Annotated in this window: 19 protein-coding genes and 3 pseudogenes; 4 read left to right on the top strand and 18 right to left on the bottom strand. The window is 55.9% G+C overall.

Features of this window, described 5'->3' with window-relative positions:
* Positions 1-367 precede the first annotated feature (367 nt).
* The 3 genes and pseudogenes from O8B93_RS12155 to O8B93_RS12145 form a co-directional block, all read right to left on the bottom strand.
* Positions 368-1,078, bottom strand: coding sequence for a hypothetical protein (locus O8B93_RS12155; protein WP_269710268.1), 711 nt, complete (start codon positions 1,076-1,078; stop codon positions 368-370).
* Positions 1,079-1,341: 263 nt separating this feature from the next.
* The gene (locus O8B93_RS12150; RefSeq protein ID WP_269710267.1) at positions 1,342-1,593 is read right to left on the bottom strand and encodes a hypothetical protein; all 252 of its coding nucleotides are present in this window, start codon (positions 1,591-1,593) and stop codon (positions 1,342-1,344) included.
* A gap of 445 nt (positions 1,594-2,038) precedes the next feature.
* A pseudogene (locus O8B93_RS12145) lies at positions 2,039-2,290 on the bottom strand (isopentenyl transferase family protein); the annotation flags it as partial.
* A gap of 59 nt (positions 2,291-2,349) precedes the next feature.
* Here O8B93_RS12145 and O8B93_RS12140 point away from each other — a divergent pair.
* On the top strand, positions 2,350-2,595 hold the full coding sequence (locus O8B93_RS12140; RefSeq protein WP_164015682.1) for a DUF6429 family protein: 246 nt from the start codon (positions 2,350-2,352) through the stop codon (positions 2,593-2,595).
* Here the strand turns inward: O8B93_RS12140 and tnpC (O8B93_RS12135) are convergent.
* Positions 2,564-4,207 carry an IS66 family transposase gene (gene tnpC / locus O8B93_RS12135; protein ID WP_269710309.1) on the bottom strand — a complete coding sequence of 548 codons (1,644 nt, stop codon included), beginning with the start codon at positions 4,205-4,207 and terminating at the stop codon, positions 2,564-2,566. The genes O8B93_RS12140 and tnpC (O8B93_RS12135) overlap by 32 nt on opposite strands.
* Before the next feature lie 47 nt (positions 4,208-4,254).
* Positions 4,255-4,605, bottom strand: a complete 351-nt coding sequence (gene tnpB / locus O8B93_RS12130) for an IS66 family insertion sequence element accessory protein TnpB (RefSeq protein WP_104822825.1) — start codon at positions 4,603-4,605, stop codon at positions 4,255-4,257.
* 30 nt (positions 4,606-4,635) lie between these two features.
* Between tnpB (O8B93_RS12130) and O8B93_RS12125 the strand changes: the two are divergent.
* Positions 4,636-5,172, top strand: a pseudogene (locus O8B93_RS12125) (RHE_PE00001 family protein); the annotation flags it as partial.
* 18 nt (positions 5,173-5,190) lie between these two features.
* Here O8B93_RS12125 and O8B93_RS12120 read toward each other — a convergent pair.
* The 9 genes from O8B93_RS12120 to O8B93_RS12080 all read right to left on the bottom strand — a co-directional run bounded on the left by O8B93_RS12120 (position 5,191) and on the right by O8B93_RS12080 (position 17,967).
* A complete protein-coding gene (locus O8B93_RS12120; protein ID WP_269710266.1) occupies positions 5,191-7,095 on the bottom strand; it encodes a DNA phosphorothioation-associated putative methyltransferase in 1,905 nt (634 codons plus the stop codon).
* 107 nt (positions 7,096-7,202) lie between these two features.
* Positions 7,203-8,087, bottom strand: coding sequence for a hypothetical protein (locus tag O8B93_RS12115; protein WP_269710265.1), 885 nt, complete (start codon positions 8,085-8,087; stop codon positions 7,203-7,205).
* Positions 8,087-9,259 carry an AAA family ATPase gene (locus tag O8B93_RS12110; RefSeq protein WP_269710264.1) on the bottom strand — a complete coding sequence of 391 codons (1,173 nt, stop codon included), beginning with the start codon at positions 9,257-9,259 and terminating at the stop codon, positions 8,087-8,089. Before O8B93_RS12110 ends, O8B93_RS12115 begins: the two co-directional genes overlap by 1 nt.
* The gene (locus O8B93_RS12105) at positions 9,256-10,743 is read right to left on the bottom strand and encodes an FtsK/SpoIIIE domain-containing protein (RefSeq protein WP_269710263.1); all 1,488 of its coding nucleotides are present in this window, start codon (positions 10,741-10,743) and stop codon (positions 9,256-9,258) included. Before O8B93_RS12105 ends, O8B93_RS12110 begins: the two co-directional genes overlap by 4 nt.
* On the bottom strand, positions 10,743-12,779 hold the full coding sequence (locus O8B93_RS12100) for an AAA family ATPase (RefSeq protein WP_269710262.1): 2,037 nt from the start codon (positions 12,777-12,779) through the stop codon (positions 10,743-10,745). The genes O8B93_RS12105 and O8B93_RS12100 overlap by 1 nt, the downstream gene beginning before the upstream one ends.
* Positions 12,780-13,038: 259 nt before the next feature.
* Positions 13,039-13,464, bottom strand: a complete 426-nt coding sequence (locus tag O8B93_RS12095; protein ID WP_269710261.1) for a DndE family protein — start codon at positions 13,462-13,464, stop codon at positions 13,039-13,041.
* Positions 13,461-15,662, bottom strand: coding sequence for an AAA family ATPase (locus tag O8B93_RS12090; RefSeq protein ID WP_269710260.1), 2,202 nt, complete (start codon positions 15,660-15,662; stop codon positions 13,461-13,463). The genes O8B93_RS12095 and O8B93_RS12090 overlap by 4 nt, the downstream gene beginning before the upstream one ends.
* A 29-nt stretch (positions 15,663-15,691) precedes the next feature.
* On the bottom strand, positions 15,692-16,822 hold the full coding sequence (dndC, locus tag O8B93_RS12085; RefSeq protein WP_269710259.1) for a DNA phosphorothioation system sulfurtransferase DndC: 1,131 nt from the start codon (positions 16,820-16,822) through the stop codon (positions 15,692-15,694).
* Positions 16,819-17,967 (bottom strand): cysteine desulfurase family protein, encoded by a 1,149-nt coding sequence (locus O8B93_RS12080; protein ID WP_269710258.1) that lies wholly within the window; start codon positions 17,965-17,967, stop codon positions 16,819-16,821. The genes dndC and O8B93_RS12080 overlap by 4 nt, the downstream gene beginning before the upstream one ends.
* Positions 17,968-18,294: 327 nt before the next feature.
* On the opposite strand from O8B93_RS12080, the gene O8B93_RS12075 reads away from it, so the two are divergent.
* Entirely contained in the window at positions 18,295-18,942 is a 648-nt protein-coding gene (locus tag O8B93_RS12075; RefSeq protein ID WP_269710257.1) for a hypothetical protein, read from the top strand.
* Between the two features lie 25 nt (positions 18,943-18,967).
* Here the strand turns inward: O8B93_RS12075 and tnpC (O8B93_RS12070) are convergent, their stop codons facing one another.
* The 4 genes and pseudogenes from tnpC (O8B93_RS12070) to tzs form a co-directional block, all read right to left on the bottom strand.
* Positions 18,968-20,662, bottom strand: a complete 1,695-nt coding sequence (gene tnpC / locus O8B93_RS12070; protein WP_269710256.1) for an IS66 family transposase — start codon at positions 20,660-20,662, stop codon at positions 18,968-18,970.
* A gap of 45 nt (positions 20,663-20,707) precedes the next feature.
* A complete protein-coding gene (gene tnpB, locus O8B93_RS12065) occupies positions 20,708-21,061 on the bottom strand; it encodes an IS66 family insertion sequence element accessory protein TnpB (RefSeq protein ID WP_269710255.1) in 354 nt (117 codons plus the stop codon).
* Positions 21,061-21,492, bottom strand: a complete 432-nt coding sequence (locus O8B93_RS12060; RefSeq protein WP_269710254.1) for a transposase — start codon at positions 21,490-21,492, stop codon at positions 21,061-21,063. The genes tnpB (O8B93_RS12065) and O8B93_RS12060 overlap by 1 nt, the downstream gene beginning before the upstream one ends.
* Before the next feature lie 193 nt (positions 21,493-21,685).
* Positions 21,686-22,171, bottom strand: a pseudogene (gene tzs / locus O8B93_RS12055) ((dimethylallyl)adenosine tRNA methylthiotransferase); the annotation flags it as partial.
* Positions 22,172-22,942: 771 nt separating this feature from the next.
* Here tzs and virA point away from each other — a divergent pair.
* Positions 22,943-25,432, top strand: coding sequence for a two-component system sensor kinase VirA (gene virA, locus O8B93_RS12050; protein WP_269710253.1), 2,490 nt, complete (start codon positions 22,943-22,945; stop codon positions 25,430-25,432).
* Positions 25,433-25,625: the final 193 nt, after the last annotated feature.

Below are 25,625 nucleotides of genomic sequence, written 5' to 3'. Positions count from 1 at the left end.
ACCAATCTGCCAGTGTCAAAATAGAGTTCCTCGCCACTGAACAGTGTGCCCGCGTCTCTTATACGGAGATCGAGCTGCTGTCCGATCTCGGTACGAACAGTATCAGTAATCGTTTTGCCGAACCATTGACGTGTCGTGGAAACAAGAGTGCGAACCGGCCAAGCCAGTCCGTTCACGAATGATATGGGGAACGAGCGCAATAGGATGGCCAGCCCTGCTCAAATGTTTTCAGCTACCGTTCTGGCAGCCGGCCGATCCTGTCCAGCACGCCTTTATAGCGCGCTGCGGAGCTTGAAAGGAGGCCGGGATGGCTATAGTCGATCGGTTCTTTTTCGAGCAGTTGATTTGCTGATCGTCGCACAAACAACTATTGGGGAAGGAGGCGCGGAGCTGGAAAGTCTAGCACTTTGCTCGTGTAACTTTCCACCAAGGTGCTAAACGGCGTACCATCTGGAAGTTTCAGCACAGCGCGATGTTCGAGTAGAAATGGCGGCAGGGTAAGAGAACCCTCTCCGGGCGCAATCAAACCGCCCATATCCCAGCCGTCGGACAGAGGGGACCAGAGTAACGTGGCAGATAGATTTGTGCGAGTGAAATTGAGAGCCAGAACAGCTCTGCCAAATGCGATGTCACTGGAATTCAAGACCTGATTCATTTCAGCGGTTAGTTTTGCAGGCACATACCAATTGTCGGCCTCGGACAAGATGCGGTCGCCGCAGGCTAGGCGGACGCGACGATAAGCGATCGGCTCGTTAGGTCCGACGGTCAGGAGTTTGCGGATTTGATCATCGGCCGGCTTGTCTTGTCCGTGCACGCGCTGAGCTACGATCTTGGTGCCTTTCGGTGCGAGTTTGTGTGCGGCGCACCAGCGGTCAAGGGTCAGCGTCGCGCTGGCGTTACTAAGGAGATTGGCGTTCAAGGTCTGGAGGATCGCAAGAGCTTCCACTCGGGATGCTGGTGTGTCCGGCCACCCGGACTCAGAGGGCGAATCTTGCGCTATTGCGATCTGGGTGCCCAGCGCAATGGAGATAGCCGTAAGTGCAACGGCGCGAATGCATTTCGAAGAGCAAATGGACACGGGGAATTAAATCCTTTGTGCAGAGAATTTCGAATCTTGCGGGTCAAATTTCCTTAACTCTATGAGACGAAAGCAACGTCATAGGCGGATATAATGGTACTGGAGGAAAAATCTGAACTTCGCCTTCCACGCGCCGTATCGGTCAGCCTAGCACACGATAACCGTCTTCATGGAATATGGTGTAACCCTGTTGTAGATGTGGATTATAGTGGGGGGCATGGCGGCCGGTCAAAACTCTCCTTGTTCTATCCACACCGCAACTCTCACCTAACGGGTTCGCGTTCATTTTCTTCCACGTCGCTAATCGCGAGATGTTCATAGAGCTGGATCGGGTAAAAGAGCTCGCAACCGAAAGCAAAATCCAGGAGCAATTGTTGGAAAAACGGCTTCTTCGACGTGGGCTGACGCTGTCGGTCGGGCGATGATTCCAGACCGGGCAGCGATACGCCGTCGATGGTTGCTAACCTCAGATGCGAGTAGCTACCGCGCTTGTCCGATTTCTTTTTCTGGCCCATGTCATCGTACTCCTTGTGTAAGCCTATCGATGATATGTGCCGCTCATCTGCGGTATAATGATTACAGGGAAGCGAAGATTGGTTTCAATCGTAACTGAATAAGCCTGCTGTATGTCATGGCAATTGGTAAGCGCACCAGACGCTGCACGCAATCATTGGCGTCATGGACGTAGAATGCTGGTGCGCAGCTAAAAGTGGCTCTCGATACTGGTCGACTTTGGATTCTCTGATCCGAAGCAGGCCTAACCGAAATCCGCAACCGCCGGAGTTCACACTGGAAAATGCCTCGAATTCCGAACGCCGACCGAAGCCTTTCGAAAGGTTGCTTACTCAAATGAGACGTGTGAATAGCTTTCGCGCACCGCGTGTCATGTTCGGCGCGCCTCCGCCCGATGCTGCGCGGCTGTGGCCAACCCAGCATGTAACCAAAATATAATGTGGCAGCTCACTGTATCCGCCTCGATGTGGCTAGGCAAACAGGTTGTCTCGCCCCACCTTCCGGCCATTGAGGAAAATCGCGTTCCTGCATGAATGCATGTTGGAGATATTCATTAGCAATGGCCGCTATGAGATCTTGCCGCCGCTCTGCATCAATATGTGGCAACTGGTTGATTGCGAGATCGTGTTTTCTTGCAAAACGAATCGCACAGCGATATCCGTCAATTTCTTCCAAAATCGGTCGGGCAGGATGGTAATTCGTATCCATCCGAGGTAGGCCGCAGGGATCTTTGCGGTCGCGCGTGGTAAGCTTGCGGAATGGAGATCGACGAGGACAAAATCGACGACGCGGTGCTGGCGTTGCTATGGCTGACGCTTCACAACGAGCGTTGCGCCTGGAAGGGGTTTGACTGGGCGACGACTGATCGCTTGTATCAGAAAGGCCTGATCGGCGATCCGGTGAACAAGTCGAAGTCACTGGTGCTGACGGACGAGGGTCTGCGCCGGTCGGAAGAGCTGTTTCGGAAACTGTTTACGCGGCAGCCGGGATTTCCATCGCCTTGATCGCCTTCCACTCCCAAGGCAAGAGCTCATGCAGGCGGGAGACGGGAAGCTCGGCGATGCGGGCCAGCACGTCGGCAAGCCAGGCCTTTGGATCGATGTCGTTGAGGCGAGCCGTCGTAATCAGGGTCAGCATGATGGCGGCCCGGTCTGCGCCGCGATCGGAACCGGCGAAGCTCCAATTTTTTCTGCCGCAAGCCACGCCGCGCAGGGCTCTTTCCGCCGCGTTATTCGTCATGCAAATCCTGCCGTCATCGGCGTATCTGGCAAAGTCGGCCCAGCGCGACAGCATGTAGTTGATCGGTTCGATGACCGGTGAGGAGCGTGAGAGGCCCTCCTGTTCCTGGCGCAACCAGGCCTCCAACTCGATGAGCAGCGGCTTGCTCTTTTCCTGGCGCACGGCAAACCGTTCCTCGGCGCTTCTGCCGTTGATATCGCGCTCGATGGCAAACAACGCATCAATGCGTTTCACCGCCTCCAACGCCGTCGCCGAGACAGGCCGTGCGCCTTTACCTCGGCGAGCACTGCGAGAGACGTCGGCCAGCTCGAAGAACTTCCGGCGCGCATGGGCAAAGCAGAAGGCCGGCGTCACCGGTATTTGCTTCTTTGTCCGATCGAACAGCGGATTGAAGCCATTATAGCAGTCGGCCTGCAGGATACCGGTGAACTCGGCCAGATGCTTTTGTGGATGTTCGCCACGCCGGTCGCTGGAGGCGTAGAAGACGGCGGCCGGCGGCGAGTGTCCCCCAAAGGGCCGGTCGTCGCAGACGTAGGTCCAGATCCGGCCGGTGATGCACTGCCCTTTGGCGAGAATCGGGATAGTGGTGTCGTCGCCATGCAATCGCTCGGCCGCAAACACGTGCGTCTCGATGAGATCGAAGAGCGGCTTGACGGCGGCGCTGACGTAGCCAACCTGGTCGGCAAGCGTCTGGGTGGACAGATCAATTCCCTCGCTGCGGAAACGCCGGCTCTGGCGGTTGAGCGGCTGATGCTCGGAGAATTTGTCGAAGACTATAGTGGCGAGAAGGTTGGGGCCGAGAAAGCCGCGCGGTGTGGCATGGAACGGCGCCGGCGCCTGGCTGATGCAGCCGCACTCCCGGCAAGTAAACTTATCCCGGACGGTCTCGACGATCTTGAAGCGGCGCGGGATCTCTTCCAGCGTCTCGGTAGTATCCTCGCCCAGCTTCGACAGCCGTTCGCTACCGCAATGGGTGCAGGCGCCAGGAGCTTCGATGACGACACGTTCCCGCTGGATATTGTCCGGCCAGGGTTTGCGCACCGGCCGCTTGCGAGTGAAGGCCCGAACGGTCTGGCTTTTGGCAGAGGCCGCTTCGGACGCAAGCTCGTCCTCGGTCGCGTCGGCGACCAGCTCTTCGAGCTGCAATTCCATCTGGTCGATCAGCCGCTGGGTGCGCTCCCGGCTCGGACCGTGTTTGTCGCATTCCAACTTGGCGATCAGCAATTGCAGATGGGCGTTGAGCGCCTCGATGCTGGAAAGCTCTGCCTTGGCTTTGGTCGCTTCGGCCTCCGCCTGCAACCGCGCCTCGCGTTCCGCCAGCAGCGCCGCGTGGGCGCTGGCAAGATCGTCCGGAAGGGAAAGCGGTGGCAATGACATACAAATTTTAGAGCATATTTCCTGAACAAATTCAATGACGAAGGCGCTCAAACCCGTGTCGGACGCCAGGTTTCCTGCGGCGCCCGCCAGTCAATTCCCGACAGCAAATAAGAAAGCTGTGCGGCCGAGATCGCGACGGCGCCGCCTTCAACATTGGGCCAGATAAACCGCCCGCGCTCCAATTTTTTCGTGAACAGGCAGGCGCCTTGGCCGTCATGCCAAATTAATTTTACCAGATCACCTCGTCGACCCCTGAAGCAGAACAGATGACCGCCCAGAGGGTCATGCTTCAACACCTCCTGCACCCGAAGGGCCAGCGAAGGAAAGCCGCACCGCATGTCTGTATGTCCCGTCGCCAGCCACACCTTGACCCCCGTTCCCATCGGAAACGGGTTCATCGCAACGTCTCCAGACCACAAATGAGCCGCAGACTGGATGAATGGCGCACCGTGCTGCGCCAGGCCGAAAACCTGCCGGCGATGCTGCAGGCGATCATCGCCCTCGATGCCTGGAACGAGCTATCCGTCCTTCAGCACGCCCCCTGGCTTGGCCGGCTGCTTTGCGCCTCGATCCTGCGTCAGGCCGGCGTCACGTCAGGCGCCCATCTCGCCGCCCTCAATACTGGCCTGAAAACCATTCCGGTCGACCGGCGCCGGCATCGCGATCGGGAAACCCGGCTGCTGGCCATCGCCCACGGATTTTTGGCGGCCGCCGAGATTGGGCTGAAGGAGCACGATCGTCTGGCACTCGCCCGAACACTGATGGAGCGGAAGCTGGAGGGGCGCCGGACGTCTTCAAAGCTGCCGGAGCTGGTCGAGCTGGTGATGGCGAGGCCGCTGGTGTCGGCTGGCATGGTGGCGAAAACGCTGGACGTCACGCCGCAGGCGGCGCGGCGGATTGTTTTGGAGCTCGGCCTGCGCGAGATGACCGGGAGGGGGAGGTTTCGGGCTTGGGGAGTCCTATAGCAGAGCAGTGATGTTTGATTATCTTTTCAATACGCCTCTTAACATCGCACTGAGCGTGCGCCCTTCCGGGCCGTTTCCGTGTCTGTCGACGACCCCGTGAGCGACGAGCCTAGCCTCTATAGAAAGTTGCCGTTCAAGACTGGGCGCATCGCGTTCCATAAATCGAGACTTGGTAAACAGCACACGGTCCGAAAAATCCTTACTTTGACTCGAGAACCGAGCCAAATCGATCATAACCCGAGAGGAAATCTTCGGTAAAGGAGACTCCATGTTGCTGCAAACATAGCCCTTCAGCTTTCCACGAGAGGGACCGATTTCCACGATGTCACAGGTGCTGAAACCAGGGGACACAAGCTCCGCGCAGCCAAGTATCAACCTGATCCCTATCGGAAGGCGCTGCTCGCTGGCCATCCCAAAGGACAGGGTATTTTGATCGGTCGTCGCTACACCGCTTGCGACGGCTGAGCGAAAGATTTCGGTCATAGCGTCGAACGCTTGAAGTGCTTGCAGTTGCTCGCGTGCTTCTTCGAGAAGGTGCTCATGGCTGCCGAAGAAATACCTAACACTCCGACGGATCGAGGCTGGCAATGACGTGTATTTTGGCGACCCTGGAAAAAGCGACAGAGCAGCCATAACAACCAAGTCCTCGCGCCTTTTCCGGGCTGCATCTTCCAGTTCAGCGCTATCAAAACCCACAACACAGAAACGAATAGCCGCCGCGGGGGAAAGCGATGCGAGAGCGATGAGAGAAGAAGTATCGGGATCGACTTCAAGGGGAGTAGGAACTCGTCCAAGGCTAAGCGCGAGGTCCCATAGGGCGGAGGTGACGGCCGGGGGTACCTCCCGCGTAGCTTTAGGAGTGCGAACAGGGCGAGCAAGATGCATTGAGCTCAGCGAGGCTGAAGAAATTCGTGAATACCTGGCGAACCTGATCTCCTGTTCAAGTTCCTTGTCTTTGAAGCACGCAACTGATCCATTTCCCAAAGTGAGTGCCTGCTCGCCGATGACCTCCGATACCCAAGAAATAAGGTCGGCCTGGGTGTAGTATTTCTGGAACGTCGCTATGGATGTCAGATATCCGTCGCCGTGGCTTGTATGTCCCTCGACGTTTGCCTGGTTCCGGAGCATTGCCGACACGCAGAGCCCTCTCCTACAATATGACCAGGCAGATCTGAGGGTGTCAGCCCTCTCGCGTGGATCTTCGATGACGTTGACTACGAAACCGAGGTTCACGATGTCGGCCTCCCTTTTTATCCCATTGGGATTGTGCGCGGGATCCCAGCCGAACGCTTCATAGCCGCTCTTCCTTAGGATCGCGACGTCGCTGCCGAGACCGCAGCCGTAGTCGAACATACTATATTCAGGCCGAAGCATGCCATGCTTCAACATAATGGCCACAGGAGCGGACAGGTCGTATCGGGTAATTGCAGTCTTATGACGTTCGACGGAGGCAAACGAAGCGTGACGAAGACGAGGGCCGTCTACGACCAGTCCCGCGTCCGACACGAGTCTGAACCAAGCCTCGCGGGTACCGATCCGTTTCGGGTCAGCGAAGAGACCGTGACGTTCTGCAAGAGCAGTGATCGAGCTGAATGCGGGTCGCCGGGCGTCATCCTCAGCAAGAAGCAATTCCTTCCGGTGCAGGATCGGAGGGTTCTCGCGACCCGAGTAGTCCGTGTCCGTGAAAGCGAGTTCAGGCAGCTTGAAAGTCCTCGCCCGCAATAGAGCCGGGAAGGCGTGTCCATCGAAATCCTGGTATTGCAACAGCGACAGCTTGCTTGTTTCGACCTTGACGACGTTCCACTTGAAGGTGGGCCCCGAAGACATGGCCGAAGCGACAATTCGCAGAGCATCATCGTGCAGAGCGTCGATCGCATCCCGATGCAAATACAGTGATCGGCCGACCTTCTTCCCAGCAGCCATCGTCCAAGCATTCTCTCTCAGCAGGCGCGCCGTAGAAATAACGGCCCGAAAATACCCTTTTCAAAACCACCCGCTGCTGCTTCTGGATTTTCAGTCAATCGTAGCACCTATAGTCCGGTTCTCGAGAAGACATTCTCTCTGAACTCAGTCGCGTACGGAAGTTTTGCTAATTCATCAGCGAGATGGCCTTCCCAATATTTATTGACGCCATATACGTTCTGAATCTTAGCAAGCGCGCTCTTTCCGTCGGATAGCCGCTTCCGCTCCGCCGACTTAAGCGCTTCCTCCATAGTGTCGAAACGGGCTTTGATCAGCCGAAGCAATGATTTGAACTCCGTTCGAAAAACCTCCCAAGAGCAGCCGGCGGCGGCAACCTTAGCCTTGAGCAGCTTGAGAAACCCGGTCCGAGAAAGATCGTTGAAAAACATTCCGCTGTCGAGAATGCCGGAAATCGCCTGCGCTGAATGAAGACGCGCACTCGTATACTTGCATACGGCACTCGAGAAGTAGCGGTCAACGACCCCGTTGATCAACTGGCGAACATCGTCCGCCGACCTCGTATGCATGCCAGCGAGGGTCCTGTCTTTGACGACGTAGTGACAGATGTCCGTATGTCTCAACAGAATATTTTCCGCCTCGTGTTCTGCCAGGAACAGAACACCATCGAGTTCCGGATCATCGACCACGAATGTCGGTTCAACGCACTCGAGCATCTTCTCAAAGCCCAGATGCGAGGAGGCGGCCGCTTCGCCATCGATCAAGCCGAAGACCTTTTTGTTGGTGACGCGCTCGTTTTTCACCCGCGCAATTGCGGGGCCGCAGCCCGTTCCGCCTTCGGGGGGTATCTTAAATTCGATCCGCTCGGCGTGCCCCGGTCCGACGAGCACGCCGAAAAGATTGGCGTCACTCTCGGCTTCGACGTAGACCACCACCTTGCCGATGTATATATTATCCAGCTGGGCTGGATCCGAAATCTGAGACAGGTTTGCCATTACTGGATGTCGCTCTCTATCAGATGTCCGCCTTTGACCAGGCCCTCTTCCTTCACGTTGTGCTGGAAAACGTGGATCAGTTCGCGGTTGTGCGTCGTGAATATCAGGGTGAGGGCGGTGTATTTCCGTAGAAGCTCTTTCATCGCCTCGAACATCCGGTTCATCCATCTTGTATGAAGATGTATCTCTATCTCATCGATGAGGATGATCGTGTTGGAGGTCATGTGCGTCAGTGTCCGGCCGAGGATCTGGAGCATCGATCGCTCGCCGTGGCTGAGAGCTGCTAGCGAATGCGCCCCATACCGGGTTTTCACGTAGGTCCTCAACTCCTCGCGCTGAGGCTGAGTTATCGACTTTGACGGGTCATCTTTAAAGATGAGTGCGTTCAGGAACGACAAGAGATCGTCAACGCGACGGTCACCCGCGCCGTCGGAGCGCCTGTCGGCGAGCCATTCAAGCCATACCAGGACGTTGTCGATGGAGGTACCCCACTCCGGGCCATCGGAGCTGAAAATCTGGGCCGGCTGGTAGCCCCAGATATCCGGCCTCGTCACGGAAAAGTGTTCAACAGGTGCAACTACGCGTCGGTCTGCAGGGAAATAAAGGATAGATGGAAGGTTTTGAGAAAGACCAAAAAGTTCACTCGGCGGTTGCCCAAGAGAGCGATGCATCACATCATAAAAAAGAGCACCTAGCTCGTTCGTCTGCGAGCTTACACTCAAGCCCTGGGATGTCATGGATACACCGAGACCAGCCCAATTACGGGTCTGAGCCACAGAGTCGAGTTCTTCCTGCGTCCAGCTTCGCACGGGTCCGTGAGAGCCCGTCCACAGCGACAGCAAAACGTCCTGCGAAACCCCGTCGATTGTCCAGGTGGCCCGGATATCAACCTGGGCCTGACCGGCGGCTGCTAATTGGGAGAATCTGCCGCATGGCTTTTCGTTTAGCAGGCCGAAGAGGCCGAATATCGACTCGAGAACCGTCGTCTTACCGTAAGCGTTCTTTGCCAGGACCATAAAGATGTTTGCGGGACCTGCCGAATACGGGTCAGATGATCCCGGTTCGATCCCAAAAAAGTCGAACTCGCGCTTTCCGTTGCGGAATGGCCCGAGTTCGTCGACTGTAAGGCGGATCAGCTTCCAGTCCGATATTGTTAGGTTTTGCATGTTCATCTCAATGTTTCGCTGATGTCGGATGGAAGAACCCGGCTTCCATGGCCTCTCACCACTTGTTGTCCTGTGAATTTGACAAGCATGTCTCCCTTGCCGAGAAGCTGTTCAGCCCCGCCTTCATCGATGATGATCCTCGATTCAGCGTTTTTCTGTACGGTGAGAGCGATCCGGCTTGGAATGTTCGATCGAAGCAGGCCGGGAAACGTGGCGGCCTCGGGCCTCTGAGTAGCTAGGACGAGATGGATTCCTGACGAGCGAGACTTCTGAGCCAGCTTGATAAGGGGGATTTCAATCTCGCGGCGGTTCAAAAACAGGTCGCCGAGTTCGTCGACGACCGCGACAATCCTCTTGAGGCGCGCACCTTTATCGAGAGCCTCCGAGATGTCGCGGGCTCCAAGTTCTTTGAATACCGTCTGCCGTCGCTCCATCTCGTCGACCAGCTCATTAAGCGCCCTGAAGGCGTCGTCGGGCGTTACCACGGGTTCTTTGCCGATCAAGTTGGGTAAACCCCGGTAGCCTGCGAATTCTACAGCCTTCGGGTCGACAAGCAGCAGCTCAGGAGCAGACACCTTATTGTGGTTCAACGACAGCAGAATGGAATGAAGGCACATGCTCTTCCCGCTGCCGGTCGTGCCGCCGATGAAAAGATGCGGCGCTTCAGCAAGATCGATTATCAGGGGCTCGCCAAGCACGCTGGTTCCAAGGCAAATCGGCAGCGACATCTTCAAGGCTGAGGGGTTGTCCAGAGCGGATACGATGTCCGGCCAGTTGACAGTTTTCCAAGTGGTCGATGGGCGGGGTACGTCGAGCACGACCGTCCGCTCGCTGGTGCCGACCGCGAGGTCAATCTTCCTATTCCCGAGCCCAAGGGCGAAGCCAATCTTATCCTGCCCACGACGCAGTCGATCCAAATCGTCAAGGAGAGGCAGCTCGTAGCTGAAGCGCGTTAGGCGCGGGCCGACGGACGTGGACTGCAATTTGGCATCCACCCCGATCTGCCCAAGCGCGCGTGTCACACGCTCGCCGAGACTGTCACTCGTCTCTCCGCTGTCTGCTTCCTTGACCCTATCGACAAGAATTTCGTCGAGGATATAGCGGTTTAAATCCGACTGATCGCGCCACTCCTCATTGAGAACAGCCAGCCCGCGTCTGACGTGCCGCTGAAGTGCGGCATGGTAGAGATCCTCATCCTGGAATAAGTCGATGCCTTCATAGATCGACAGCATCGCGCAGTAGATATCCGTGAAATCCTCGAGTTCATTAGCCCTACCTTCGCCGATGAGCTGCATTGGGTGCAACTCGACACCGCCGCGCTGTCCCGAGAGAGGTGGGTAAAGCTCCGGCGAGGGCGCTTCGATCATTTGTAGCGAACGGGCCAATGCCAGGCGCGCAATCGTCCACTGATCGAGCTTCTGTCTCCATCCCTGGGAAACGCGCTCAATTATCGTCCGTTCGTCCTTTGTAAGGTGAATACGCGAAACCATTAGACGAGCTCCACGAGGGCCTGGCCCCTTTGCACCTCTGCCGCGTCGCCGGTGCTATTTTCGATCAAATAATGTTCGGCCACTCGCGGCTCCAGAAGGGCTCGCTTCCGGCCGTCGATTTCGGCGTTGGTGGGAAGGATGATGACCTGCCTAGCCAGCGCAGGATAGTACGCCTTGAGTAGATGATCTTGATTTTCGCGGTCGATGCGGCCGAGAGGGGTGTCGATTATCACGGGTATGTCCCGATCGGCGCTGTCCTTCATTGCCCAAAGCAATGCCGTCGCAGCCAACTGCTTCATACCACTTGAAAGGCTCGTGCGGCCAATCGCTCTTCCGCTCTCCTCGTAGAAAGTGAGCACATAGGTGTCGTCGATGCCGATCCGTTTGATCAGGGGATGGGATATAATCCTGCGGAACCTGTCATTAAGCAATTCCTCTAGCTCAACGCGCGTAGCGTCTTTCAGCTTCAGGGCAATTTCGTTCAGTGCCTTGGAAATACTCGACGCAAACCTACTCTCTTCCATTTCCGTTGTAGCTTGGTTTTGGCTCGCCTGTAGGCGAATGATCGTCTCTGCAATGTCGATACGCTGCTGCTTCAATTCCGCCAGCTTGGTCGTTGAGACCCCTTTCTGCTGGTTCAGGCGCGCTTCCTTGCCTCGGAGCTCCTCGATTTTATTTATGACTTCGCGATATTCCTCAAGATTACCTTGAGCGCCAACTTCTAGTTTTAGAAGCGCCTCTGTAACCTCGGTCAGTTCCGTCTTCGTCTGGGCAGCAAGCTGAAGCAGGCGGACATATTTGTCCTGCCGCTCGCTACCGGCGGCACTCCAATATTCCACCACTCGTCGCATTTTCTCTATCCGGAACACATCCGCCGCCGGGAATGCCCCGGGGCCAGCGTTCGAGATGCTGAGGGCACCGTTGAGCTTTCCGGAAAGATATCGAGCAACGCCGGCAACATCCTCCGGGGCCATATCTGGCGCGGCTTCTGCGACCCAGCTTGGGAGCTGCGCGTCTACCTGCCTCACAAAGTTGGCTTCGGCAGATCCGCCAGCCGCGATGCGGGCCTCGACCTCATCGCGTACACGTTTGAGTATTCGCAAGTTCGCCACCAGCGGAATATCGAGCGGCAGCTCTGTCGAAATCTCCCCGACGCAGCTCTCAAGCTGTTTGTTCAACTTCTTCAGCTGTGCTTCAAGCGCTTCGCGCTGGAGTTCTGACGCGCCTGAGCTAAGATTTGCCCGACGAATTTCCAGCCTGCGCAGATCAAGGCCATCCGATGTCAGGGTGTCGTCGATGGCGACAAGCTGTTCTTCGAGCTCGAAGATCGACGTCTCGATGCTCCGCTGAGAGGCTAGGGCGTCATCGACTTTGCGTCGGAGCTCTGTCTGCATTCCTCGAAGACGCCGTTCGTCCGCGACCTTTCGGACTTCCTCCGCGAGTTCTTCAACGAAGGTTAGCTGCAGAAGGAGGTTGATGTCCTTTTGTAGGGTACCAGAAGATTCCGCGATGCTCTTAATATCTTCCCCGTCAAAAAAGAAAAACTTGACGAGATCGCGGGGCAGCGTCTCTTCGAGAAAATCCTCCGCCGGGTCGCCTGCCATTCTATTGCCGTCGAAATCGACGTAGACGCCGGATGTCGTGTTGTCCCCCTCAGTCTGCCACCAACGCTGCGCGGTGAATACCCTCTCATCCTGGTCAGTCCAAGTAATCTCGACGAAGGTTTCTACCGTCTCTTTCAGAACGGCGGCCTTTCGCCTTGCGCTGCGGTTGATCAGGCCAGACCAACGAGCACCATCTCCAAGCAGATACTGTTTCTCGTTAAGAGCGACAGGTGGGAACCCCACTGTCCGAAACGGTTTTTCCGCAATTCCCGTGAACAGGAGTTTCACGGCATTCAGGAAGCTCGTCTTCCCCATGCCATTGCGGCCCCAGATAAGCACGACATTGCGCGATTGGCTGGTGACGGAGAAATCGAAATTTATTGTGCCATGGTAGGCGAAAATATTCTGTAGCCTTACGCGGGTGAATTTCATTTATTCTCGGCCCGCCGCTTTTCGAACTCTTCTTCGAAAATCGCCATTATGTCGCGGCGAAGATTCGGGCGCGCACCCCAAGCGAGAAGGTCGCGGTGCCTCGTCTCGAGGCCCAGCAAGCGGAATATCAGTTCCGCATCTAGACCCGAACGATCGCAAACTTCTCTTACAATTGATGACCTGAGTTCTTGATTTCGCATCGTCCACCGTGATGCAACTTATAATCGACGTCTTTCAAAAAGTGTATAACTTTATTGGGTTACGGATGTGTTGCGAGCAGATTTTCTACCACTCCCACGATCCCACCTTCGACTTTATTCAGCTTTCGCTCGAGCATGTCCAGCCCCCTCGCCCAGTGTTGGGCCACCAAGTCTTGAAACTCGCGGCGCGAAAGTTCGTCCTCTCCAGAATGTTCGACGATCAAAGCGATCCATGCGGCGAGGTCACTTTCGTCCTGGCCGAACAACGTGTCACCCTTGATGGGCTTGCCATAGGCCTCGATATGCGTAGAGGGGGGCGTCGGATCAGAAAGCGAGGCCGCTATCGCCAGCCGAGCTGGCTGATAGCGAAACGCGAAGCCCCACTCCCGCTGAAAGCGGCTGTTCTCGTGATCTGCTGGGAGAGATGTACGGAAATCGGCTCGCGCTATGTCGCCAAGCTGTAATGGATAACGCACCATGCTCATGCCGCCCTCTGCCTGAAATAGCCGTCTTCAAGTACGGTGCTGCCGAGTAGGCCGTCGTTTGACCTGTATGAAAGTGTGTATTCGGCGGATATGCTATCCGCTATCTGGTCGTAGTATCGTCCGCCGACTTCCTCGGGCTGAGAGAGGATGATGACCTGGCTTCCACCATTTTTGAAAAAGTCGAGCACACGCTCCCGATGTCCGGTGTCGAGACGGCCGAGCGGCGTATCGATGACCAGCGGAAGCTGTGATCCAACCAGTCCTCCGACGGCGGAAATCAGCGATGTCGCGAATATCTGGTTCTCGCCCGCAGAAGCCTCTGCTTGGCTGATATCGGCCCCTGCCGCATCAAAAATCCTGACCGAGCCGTCTTCGTTGATTTCTATTCGCTGGATAATGGATTTGTGTGCGAGTTGGCGGTAGTTCGAAGAAACCTTTTCGGCCAAGGCAGCATAATATTCAGGCACGATCTGGTCGATCGCTTTCAGGATTGCGATGCGCAAGCTGGTCGCTGCGTCCACAACGGGCAACCCAGCAGCTGTCCCACGGCGCTGAATCAACCTCCGTTCCAGGTTTGTCCGCTTCGCCGCGAGCTCATTCTCGAGATGCCACAGCTGCTGCGCATTCTCGCGTTGCTTTCTTTCTACCGCCTCGAGTTCGCCGTTTATCTCACGGAGTACTGCTGAGTAGCGGCTTCTGGCGGATTCGATGCCTTCTTCGAACTGGAGTGATTCGTCGCAATCTTTTACAATCTGACCAAGCTCTTTTGCCCGCCGGATAAATTCCGGTAGTTGTGCCTTTGCGTCTTGAACGCCTTGCCCGAGACCCTGGATAACGCGTTCGACATCGTATCGATCGAGATATTTGTGGCGGGATTGATCAGCGACATTCGCGGGGCGCGAAAGTGACCAAGCTGATCGCACTCTCTCCCTTATCATGCTGCCCGTAGCGAGATCGACCTTGGGCTCGATCTGATCGAGGGCTTTCAAAAGGTTTTCGAGTGCAAGCTCCGACGGATTGGCGTCGATAACGCGGCTGCTGGCGGCCTTCTCCAGTGCACTGACCGTTTTCTTCATCAACGGCCGACCGAGAAGCAGGTACGGAAGAAGCCGCGAGGCGGTTGCGGCCATCTCGCTCCGCAGCACGGCCAGCTGCTGATTCGCATTATGTTTAGCTTCGAGCGTTTCGTGCCTGTCCTTGAAGCTGTGGTTCGTAAGTGCGCCCATGTCGTGAACGATCGTGTCACGTCGCTGTTTGAGGGCCGCAGCCTTCGCTTCTATGGCATCTCGGTCGCGTATGCACTCAGCCTGCCTTTCTTCAAGTCTGGTAACATCCAGGCGTAGCTCCGCGTCGACGTCCTCGTCGACGAGATCGCGAGAGCGATCTTTCACATAGTCGGAAAGGTCGGCAGCCAAACGCTTGAGCGACGAAATCCCCAAAGCGCTCTCGATCCCAATCCTGACCTGTTCTCTGACGTCCTTTCGGCCAAGCTCTACGACGCGCTCGCCATCGAACAGAAAAAACGGGATCATGCTGGCGGGAGCGACGATCGAGGCGATGAGGCTATCGTAGAAAGATATCGGGTCTTCATCCTGGGGAACCGCCACGATATCGCGGTCTTCGCCAAGGCGGATTACCACCTCTTCGTCATCCTCGAATAACTGGCCATCATCATCGAAGTACCAGCGTCGTTCGACCTCCATCTGACCATTGGGTGTCGAGAGTTCCACGACCACGGACGATATCCTCTCGCCGCGATCGTAAGCTGGCTTATGGAACGCCCGCTCAATAAAATTGCGGTATTCCGCCCGCCGGACGACTTCAGACGCCTGGGCGGACCCGCGACCACCGTCGACGAAGCTCCCCGCGCCGTACAACCCGGCGATGAGAGCATCGAGAATGCTCGTCTTGCCGTTCCCGTTGTTGCCACCTATCAGGACGATCGGACGGTCGGAAGCCGTTGTCGGGAACTCGAGGTCTGCGGCATCGAAGGCCTTCCAGTTGGACATCTTGATGCGCTTGAACTGGCATCTACGCCGCAGGCCATCGTGTACCGCCGCTATCTGGTTCCTGAGCTCCTCTGGCTCGATTGTGGCCGAAGCGAAAATGCTGTCAAAGCGAAGAAAAAGCCGTCGACGGTTCTTATGGGAGCCAAGCATGGATTTGGCTTCCAGTAATTGTTCCAGACTGTTACTCATATACTCTAGCCATGCGATCTCGCGCCGTTCTAGGCAGAAAGATTGGAGAGATCTTCTGCCCATATTCTTTTGATGGCGGCGATTTCCTCGTCACTTATCAGTGCCAGGGAAACCTCCTCCTGCATGGCGACTAGCTTATCAAGGATTTGTCGCCTTGCGTCCAGCGTAAAGGGACCCGGGATCAGACGACCATCTGCGACAAAATTCAGCTTTCCATTGCGGCGGGTAGCCATTCTCATCGAGCCGTCTTCGCGGATTTCTTTAAGCCAGTCCCGGAATTCGAGAAGGGGCTCAAGATCTCCATAACCGGATTCAATGAACGATTCCGCGCTTTTGTCTTTTTCGACTACTGTACATGTCCAGCAGCCAAACCGGGAGGAACTCGTCCCGCAAGACGGCGCTTCGCTCTTGTCGGTGACGAGTGGGCACTCGCCTGCACCCGCGTTTCGATACATGGTCACCAGTTCGCGATGAGTACCGCCCCAGGGCGGGCTCGACTGCAACAAGGTCTGCCATACCTCTTCAGTGGTTAGCTCAACGATCGGCTTATATACATAGCAGTTTTTCAGGCTGTTATGAGCGTTCAGGCGCTCTCCGTTTTCATAGCGTTCGACGCTGCGTGCTCTCTGGGACGATTCGGCTCGTCTCACCCCGAGCAGCAGGATGGCCTGTCCTGACTTGTCGACCTGATTCTGGATGTACTCGGTGGTCGGAATTATCTTCATCCGATCGGTGCACCAGCGAAACATCCTGCTTGGCGAAGGATAACCGCGCCCGATGAGATTCACCCAAAAAGTATGGTCGATATCCGGCACCGTCTTCGCGACAGTGACTGGGAGCCGCAACGCGTCGATCGAGCTTGCGATCCGATCCAACACAGACTGGAGGTGGCTCGCAATAACCGGAGATTCGACAAGCGTGTCGTTTGCCACCACATGAACACGCCTCGTGCGAAGCCGGGGCGGCAGGGCCAACAGCATCTCGAAAACAAGCTGGGCCAGCAGTGTGCTGTCCTTACCACCGGAGAAGCCGATAATCCATGGGGTGGAATGCGGCTGCACGTATTCATCGCGGAGATCAGCGAGCACCGATTTTAGTTTAACTGCCAGACCAGGCTCCGCTGCAGCCTGGGTATTCGCAGGGTTGACTACGATGTTCATGCTCGTCTCCGAATGGATCGCAACTCACTGACGCTGGCCGTGATAGCCCGTGTTGCAATCTCGATATCTTCTTCCGTTGTAAGAGGTCCAAGTCCAATGCGAATGGCCGACTCCGCCACCTGTCTCGGCAGCCCCATCGCAAGCAATACAGGCGAGGGCTCTAGCGATTTCGAGCTGCATGTCGATCCCGTCGAAACCGACACTGACTGCTGAAGGTGATACGCCAGCGCCTCACCATCCACATCCTCGAATGAAATGTTGATATTACCCGGAAGACGGGCCGTCGCCGATCCATTCAACCTTGATCCGGATATCGCAAGCAGTTCGGTCAAAAGAGAGTCACGCATACGACGCACGCGAGCGCTGGTTTCCGCCATCTCATCCGCGGAAAGCTCACAGGCGACGCCGAATCCGACACACAAGGGGGTGGGGAGAGTGCCGGATCGCAGTCCCGCCTCCTGTCCGCCACCAGCGAGGTTGGGTTTCAACTTCGGCTTAACAAGCCGTCTCACGTAAAGAGCCCCGATACCCCCTGGACCACCCAGCTTATGGCTCGAGATGCTCGCCAGATCGAGAACACGTAGATCGATTTCGATCTTGCCAGCGGCTTGGGCTAGATCAGAGTGTAGTAAGCCACCCCGAGTCCTAACTAGCTGAGACAGTGCTGCTAGCGGTTGCAGCACTCCGACTTCGTGGTTCGCCGCGGCAACCGACACGATACCTGTGTCGGTGGTAATCATTTCTGCCGCAGCGTCGAGATCGATCAGCCCATCCGTGTGGACGGGAAGGAAAACAACCTCAAAGCCATCACGGCGAAGCGCTTGTGCCGCCTTCAATACCGAAGGATGTTCAACCGCGCCAATAACGACCTTTTTCTTGTTTTGAGCAGCCAGTAGATCCCGTACGCCTGAAAAGACGAGGTTGTTGGCTTCGGTGGCACCAGAGGTGAATACGATCTCTGAAGGACGAGCTCCGATTAGGTGAGCAACTTGTCCACGGGAGTTTTCCACCGCATCGTGGGCTAGCGTGCCGTGGATGTGGGTAGAGTGCGGGTTTGAATCGAAGCGTTCATAAGCTTCGAAGGTTGCCGCGCGAGCGGCCGGATGCATCGGAGCGTGGGAATGATAGTCAAGATAAACCGGCATAAGCCCATCGATTTTTTGAGTCCGCTGAGACGAAGTCAGCTCGCGTTGACAACAATGATACACGGATTCGCAGCAAATCATTCACAAAGCTTATAACGATCCCCAAAAAAACAGACGAGCAGCACGGCGCATCAGACTGACCCGCAGTCCAGGCCGAACGCATTTATACCCGCCAAATCGAGGTTTGGACCAGACACAAATAACTGAGTTCAATGTAGCTTCGGGCTCACCTATCGGCCGACCCTGTCACCAGCTTACTGCACATGTTCACGCAATTTTGGGTTTTGTTCGATATGCAATTTTGAGTTTCTAATTGGCATAACATATGTGAGCAGTTCCAATCGCATCATTACGTTCGAAGTCACTCCTAGTCTCGCCAGCGCACGAAAATCCGTTGGCGACGCCACCAGGTGCCTGAACGGGATCATCGTCGCACTCGAGACGCTCAAACACGTCGAACCGGTGAAACCACCCGACCTACAAATGTCTTGGCACAAATCCAACAGTCTTGGTGACTTCGAGGAGATGCGCACTTTTGCTGTCAAGAGCGCAATCGTAACGGTGATGGACGGGCTTGATCAATATCTGCGCGTCACGAGCCGGGTGCCTGGGCTGGTCCCGGAAGCATTGCATGATGACTTGAACGGACGAAGAGATCCAAAAATCGAACGGCGTCGCACCGTCGCTGAACGCTTGAGGGTTTTAGCATCCTATCTTCCGAACGCCGTCGACGGACGAATCTTGCTCATCGTGGACTTGCTTGGCGCCTGGCGGAATGAATTTGTGCATGGCGACAAGCGTCATCGGCTGGGAAACAGGCAACTAAAAGAAATCAAAGCGTCTGACGCTTGGTTCAAGTCTGAGCGAGGAGGGGCCGACGTTGTTGGTCTGGTTCATCGATATCAAGATGAGCAGCGTAAACATCCGAGGGGAGACGCGGGATCTTCTGTCGTACGCGGGAGAACGCGGGTGTAGGATGAGATAGAGAGGATTTCGAGCGTCAGGCCGCCTGCTGGGCCGCGGCGTTTTCGTCGCGCAGTCTTTTCCACTCCCAGGGGAGGAGTTCGGACAGGCGTTTGATTGGCAGGTCGGCGATGCGGGCAATGACATCGGCCAGCCATGCCTTGGGATCGACGTCGTTGAGACGAGCGGTCATGATCAGGGTGGTCATGACGGCCACTCTTTCGGCTCCAAGGTCAGAGCCGGCGAATAACCATGATTTTCTTCCAGATGCGATCCCGCGCAGGCTTCGCTCGGCGGCGTTGTTCGAGATGCAGATTCTGCCGTCATCAATGAAGCGGGCAAAACCTTCCCAGCGGCCCAGCAGATAGTCGATCGGCCCGATCAGCGGGGAATAGCGCGACAACACCCTTCGCTGCTCATCGAGCCAGGTGCGTAATTCATCGAGCAGCGGCCTGCTTTTGTCCTGCCGTACTGCGAGGCGGGCCTCTGCCGACAGTCCGTTGATCTCGCGCTCGATCTCAAACAGCCTGTCGATCTTCTGAACGGCCTCGAGAGCGAGCGGGTAAACCGGCCGCGGCGTTTTGCTACGGGCGTTCTTTGCCACGTCGGCCAATTCGAAGAACTTCCTTCTGCTATGGCTCCAACAATATGCAGGGATCGCCGGTATCGGCTTTGCCGTTTTCTTCGGCTCGAAGAGCTCATTGTAGCCGTTGTAACAATCCACCTGAAGGATGCCCTGGTATCGGGCCATGTGTTCCTGCGGATGTTTGCCAGACCAGTCGCTGGAGGCGTAGTAAAGCGCCGCTGGTGGGGCGCTGCCGCCAAATGGCCGGTCGTCCCGAACGTAGCTCCATATGTGCCCGTTCACGCATTTCCCCTTCGCCAGGATAGGAATGCGGGTGTCGTCGGCATGAAGACGCTCGGCCGCAAACACATGGTTGCGGATCATCTCGAAGATCGGCTGGAGGGCCGATGTGACATAGCCTGTCTGATCGGCCAGCGTCGAGGTCGACAGTTCGATGCCTTCGCATTTGAACCGCGTGCTCTGGCGGTTCAGCGGAATGTGCATGCCGAACTTGTCGAAGACGATCGTCGCCAGCAGGTTTGCGCCGATAAAGCCGCGCGGCGTGGCATGGAAGGGTGCCGGCGGCTGGGTGATCGCCTCGCAGTCCCGGCAAGTAAATTTCTCCCGCACCGTCTCGATCACCTTGAACCGGCGCGGAATTTCCTCCAGCGTCTCGGTGATATCCTCCCCCAGCTTTGACAGCCGCTCGCCGCCGCAATGGCCGCAAGTGCTCGGCGCGTCGATGACGACACGCTCGCGCTCGATATCCTCCGGCCATGGCTTGCGGACCGGCCGTTTGCGTGTGAACGAATGCACGGTCTGGGTTTTGGCCGCTGCGTCCTCTGCCGCCACCTCATCTTCGGCCGCTTTGATCATCAGCTCTTCGAGCTGCAATTCCATCTGCTCGATTAGCCGCGCCGTGCGCTCTCGCTTCGCCCCGTGCTTCTCGCGTTTCAGTTTCTCGATCAGCAACTGCAAATGCGCGATCTGCGCTTCGATGTCGGACAGCCTGGCTTTCGCATGGGCGGAGTCCGCTACAGCCATGTCACGCTCGGCCTCAGCCCGCTGCCGGGCCTCGCGTTCACAGCGCAATGCTTCGCGTTCAGCCAGCAGCGCAGCCTGGGCACTTGCAAGGTCAGACGGAAGAGCGAACGGCTTTGATCCCATGACGAGATCAAAGCATTTTTCCTCAGTATTTTCAATGGTGAAGCGTCATCCAATCCGCGTCGGACGCCACGTTTCCTGCGGGTTTCTCCAGTCGATACCGGACAGCAAATAAGACATCTGCGCTGGCGTGATTGACACCGCTCCTCCTTCCACAGCCGGCCAGATGAACCGGCCTTTTTCCAGCCGTCGCGTGAACAGGCAGGCGCCCAAGCCGTCGTGCCAAACGACCTTGATCATATCGCCCCGTTTCCCTCGGAAGCAAAAAAGATGGCCTCCGAACGGATCGTGCTTCAAGACCTCCTGCACCCGCAAGGCCAAGGACGGAAAGCCGCACCGCATGTCGGTATAGCCCGTCGCAAGCCAAACCCGTATGCCCGTGCCCATCGGAAACGGATTCATCAAAGCGCCTCCAGCCCGCGCACGATCTGAAGCAGCCTATCTACCTCACCATTCCAATCCACGATCACCCGCCGGCCGTTCGTGCTCACGACCTCCATCCGGCTAATGCTTGATCCTGACGGCGGCGACGGCGCGTCCTGTCGCACCATTGCGGCAGCAACCGGCATGGCTTCCGGCGCGACAAGCGCCGGCACAAACCCGCTCACCTCTTCCGTGCCCCTGAGCCGCCCCTCTTCAAAGGCTTTGCGCCAGCCGTATAACTGATAACGTGTAATGCAGTGACGGCGGGCAGTCCCCGTCACGCCGTTCCTGCCCCGATAACTCTCCGCTACAATCGCAATCTTGGCCGCATCGCTAAACCGACGACGGCTACCCGTATCCACGATCTCCATGCGGCTGACCGAGGGTTCGCTATCCTTGAAAAACTCCATGGCGCACACCGTCTATAGAGACGTCAATATAGACAGTGCGCTTCTGCAGCACACACTTATCGCCCCGGCCGGTCCCCATCCGCCAACAATCGAAATTTCCATCGCGATCTACTCCTTGTCCTCGCTTCGACAAGCAGACAAATTCCTAAAACTCATCCCAAATGCGCAAGACGGTTCAGCTCGGATGCTTACGGTAATTCCAGAGTTCCGCCAATTCCTCCAACAACGATGGCCGATCTTCCCTGATGGCAAACATTTCCGAAACACGAAGCTTGGCTCTCGCCAGAAAGGTCTCCGGATCCCCGAGGCGCAACCGCTTAACGTGCCATTGAAAATCAGACTTCCAATACGGGCTTTTGGCCATACAATTGAGAAGCGAAATCGAGCCGCCCTCTAAAATGAGACCCTCTTCTGACTTCTGCCAATCCACTTCCAATATGAGCCGGCGATGGGCGCTTTCAGCGTCAATGATGCCTTCGGTAAGAGGGCGTGAATCCAGATATATCCGCTGCGTGGATTGCAATTCCGATGCCAGAGGCCTTCCGCTACCAGTAGCAATTTGAGGACAGCACTGCACACGATCAAGTGCAACCACCGGCCACCCGGTTTCTTGCGCGATTTGGATCGCCATGTCCGTTTTGCCGCTGCAGGTCGGTCCATAGATGAGATAGAGTAACATGTACGCCCCATGTAGATTTACTGGAATATATATTTAGTCAAAATCAGATTTTATAATCCGGATTTCGACGCTTTACTTCGAAGGGTCTACCAGCTGGACGTGATCGGCTGAAGCCATATTTCGCTACATTTGTAATTGCGCATTTCTGACGTTGTCGACTTATGTGGATATGGGAGCTTCGATCCCTTGTCTTAGTGGAAAATCGCGGAGTTGCGGCGGGACACCAGCTTTTGGCGATTGCAGCGGATCCCGTTAGCGCAACGTCGAAAAGCAGATAGGCGATTTGACCAGGGACGGCACATCAGTCGCGCGATGTGCAGTCAGCACCCGACGTTCGTGCTGCAGTTTTGCGCGGTGACCTAAAACGAAAAATGCCGCTGAAGGATATTTCATGGATATGCATATGAATTAGCCCGTTACGTCTCAAATATCGCTGATGACTAGGTTCTTTTCATAGACGACAGCCTTTGAGGCGGTACGAACACACACTTAATCTCCGCGGCGCCCGTGACGGCAGCACTCGCCGTTTCTAGCACAGCAACTCGCCCTGTCGACGGATGATCAGCCACTTCGGATATGTCGACGATTTCATTCTTCTCGATGCAAACCGCGGCAAAAAACTCGGCAACCGGGAGACGCCATGGCTAACGTTGTATTTCAATTGAAACAAACTGAGTCGACGTTTGTGATTTCAAGCCCATTTACAAAGCCTACCGTGCGGCCTAAGCGCCACCGGAGTGGGACAGAGCGTTGGCGCGAGGAAAAGTGCGGATGGATGGAAGGTATTCGCCGACCCGGCAGGATTTCAGGCCAGGCGCCAAGCCTTGGTCTATCCTTGCCCTAATAGTTGCCGCAATGATCTTTGCCTTGGTGGCGATTGGGTCCTGGCAGGACAATGAAACCAATCGGGCAATACTGACCCAATTGCGAGCAATTAACATCGACAGTGCCTCACTGCAGCGGGATGTGCTCCGCGCTCACGCTGGTATGGTGGGGAACTACCGGCCCATTCTCACCAGGTTGGGAGCTTTGCGGAAGAACCTGGAAAATTTGAAGCGACTATTCAAACAATCCCATCTTGTGAGCGGCAACGATTTCTCTCAACTGCTAGATCAGTTAAAGGTGTCGGTGGATACGACCGACGCGGCCGTCGCAGCCTTCGGAGCGCAGAACGTGCTCCTGCAAGATTCGCTTGCCAGCTTCACTCGTGCGTTGAATATTCTTGCCAGAATGCGGTCGACGGATCAGACGGCTGAAAATCCGATCGAATTAGGTAGTCTGATGCTGCAGTTCATGCGTCAGCCAAGCCCGGCTCTTTCATTGGAAATCAGTCACGAATTCGACGAGCTCCAAAAAACTCGCGGCGGGGACGAAGCTCCTGCGCGTATACTGATACGTGAGGGTCGCATCATTTTATCGCTTTTGCCCCGGGTAAACGATGCAGTAAAAATGATTCAGACGTCTGACACCGCTGAAATTGCCGAAAGGTTGCAGCGCAAGTGTTTGGAGGCCTATAGCTTACAAAGTGTGAGAGAGCAGCGGGCACGAATCTTCTTGGGTTCTGTTTCAGTGGGCCTTTGCATCTACATCATCTCACTAGTCTATAGGCTGCGCCGGAAAACGGATTGGTTGGCGCGGCGTTTGGATTACGAAGAGCTGATCAAAGAGATTGGCGCTTGTTTTGAAGGCGGTGGGGCGACTGCTTCGTCCGCGCAAGCTGCGCTTGGAATTATTCAGCGCTTCTTTAATGCCGATTCGTGTGCGTTAGCCTTGGTGAACCATGGGGACAGATGGGCTGTCGAGAGTTTCGCTGCCAAGGTGCCTGAGCCCGTCTGGGAGGACGTGGCGTTACGCGAAATGGTCTCTTTTGCCAAAGCGGACGAACGTGCGTCAGTGTTCCGCATCATGTCAACTCGAAAGGTCGGCTGCGTTTCTCCAGAGATTCCAGGCCTTTCGATACTGTTGGCACACAAATCCACGGATCACTTGATAGCGATTTGTTCGCTAAGTTACCAAAGCTATCGTCTGCGACCTTGCCCGGGTGAAATCCAGCTTCTTGAGCTCGCGACCGCCTGCCTCTGCCATTATATCGATGTCCGCCGCAAGCAGACCGAATGCGATATTCTGGAGAGGCGACTGGAGCATGCGGAACGCCTTCAGGCAGTTGGCACACTCGCCGGTGGAATAGCGCATGAATTCAATAATATTTTAGGGGCAATCCTCGGGCACGCTGAAATGGCGCAAAACACGGTGCCTCGATCATCTATCACCCGAAGATACATTGACTATATTATTTCGTCGGGCGACAGAGCTAGGCTGATTATCGATCAGATCTTGGCGTTAAGCCGAAAACTGGAGCGCGTGACAGAGCCATTCAGTGTCTCCGAACTCGTGATGGAAATTGCTCCCCTATTGCGGGTGGCGTTACAACGCAACATCGAGCTGAATTTCAAGTTTGACGACAAGAAGAGCGTGATTGAAGGAAGCCCGCTAGAGATCCAGCAAATACTTATGAACCTTTGTAAGAACGCTTCCCAGGCGTTTACCGCTGACGGCCGAATCGAGATCACCGTTGGCCGAATTTTTGTGTCTCGACAAAAAATTCTGGCGCATGGTGTTATGCCAGCCGGCGACTATGTTCTCCTTTCTGTCAGCGACAACGGTGAAGGCATTGCCGAGGCTGCGCTTCCTCACATTTTTGAGCCTTTCTTTACAACACGGGCTCGTAGCGGCGGCACTGGGCTGGGTCTCGCCGCCGTGCACGGCCACGTCAGCGGGCTTGCAGGGTACATCGACGTAACTTCAACCATTGGGAGAGGGACGTGCTTTGACATTTATCTGCCCCCCTGCTCGAAGCAACCCATCAGCCCGGACACTTTTTTTGGCTGCTCTAAAACACCGCGTGGCAGCGGAGAGATTGTGGCGCTAGTTGAGCCCGATCCCGTCTCGCGAGAACAGTGCGAAGACAAGATCGCCGCCCTCGGCTACGAGCCGGTGGGTTTTAAGACGTTTAAAGAACTTTGCGATTGGATTTCAAAAGGCAAACAAGCCGATCTGGTTCTCGTTGACCAATCGTCTCTTCCCAACAATCACAGTGCTCCTGCCTTGCATGCAGCGTTTAACACGTCGTCCATCATTATTGGCGGCAATGATTTAAAAATGTCACTTTCGAGAGACGACATGACGACCGCGCTTTTCCTGCCCAAGCCTATATCCTCAAGGACCATGGCTTATGCGATTCGGACGAAGATCAAAACGTAGAGCGGCAAAACAATTTCTCAGGAAAGCGGAACCAGGGCTATAGCGCGGTAATCACAACCGTTGTTCGCGCGGATATGACCCTGTAGTTTACGATATAAAGAACGGCGTGTATGCCAGTGCTTAGGCCGAGGCGGCTTTGGTTTCTCGGAGTCATTTTCTGTCGACAATTTTGGCGGTGTTTCTCCGGACCCGG

The organism is Martinezella rhizogenes, from assembly GCF_027460065.1.
Taxonomy (GTDB): Bacteria; Pseudomonadota; Alphaproteobacteria; order Rhizobiales; family Rhizobiaceae; genus Agrobacterium; species Agrobacterium rhizogenes_C.
The sequence above is the reverse complement of the archived record's forward strand: the minus strand, read 5'-3'. Positions and strand labels throughout refer to the sequence as shown.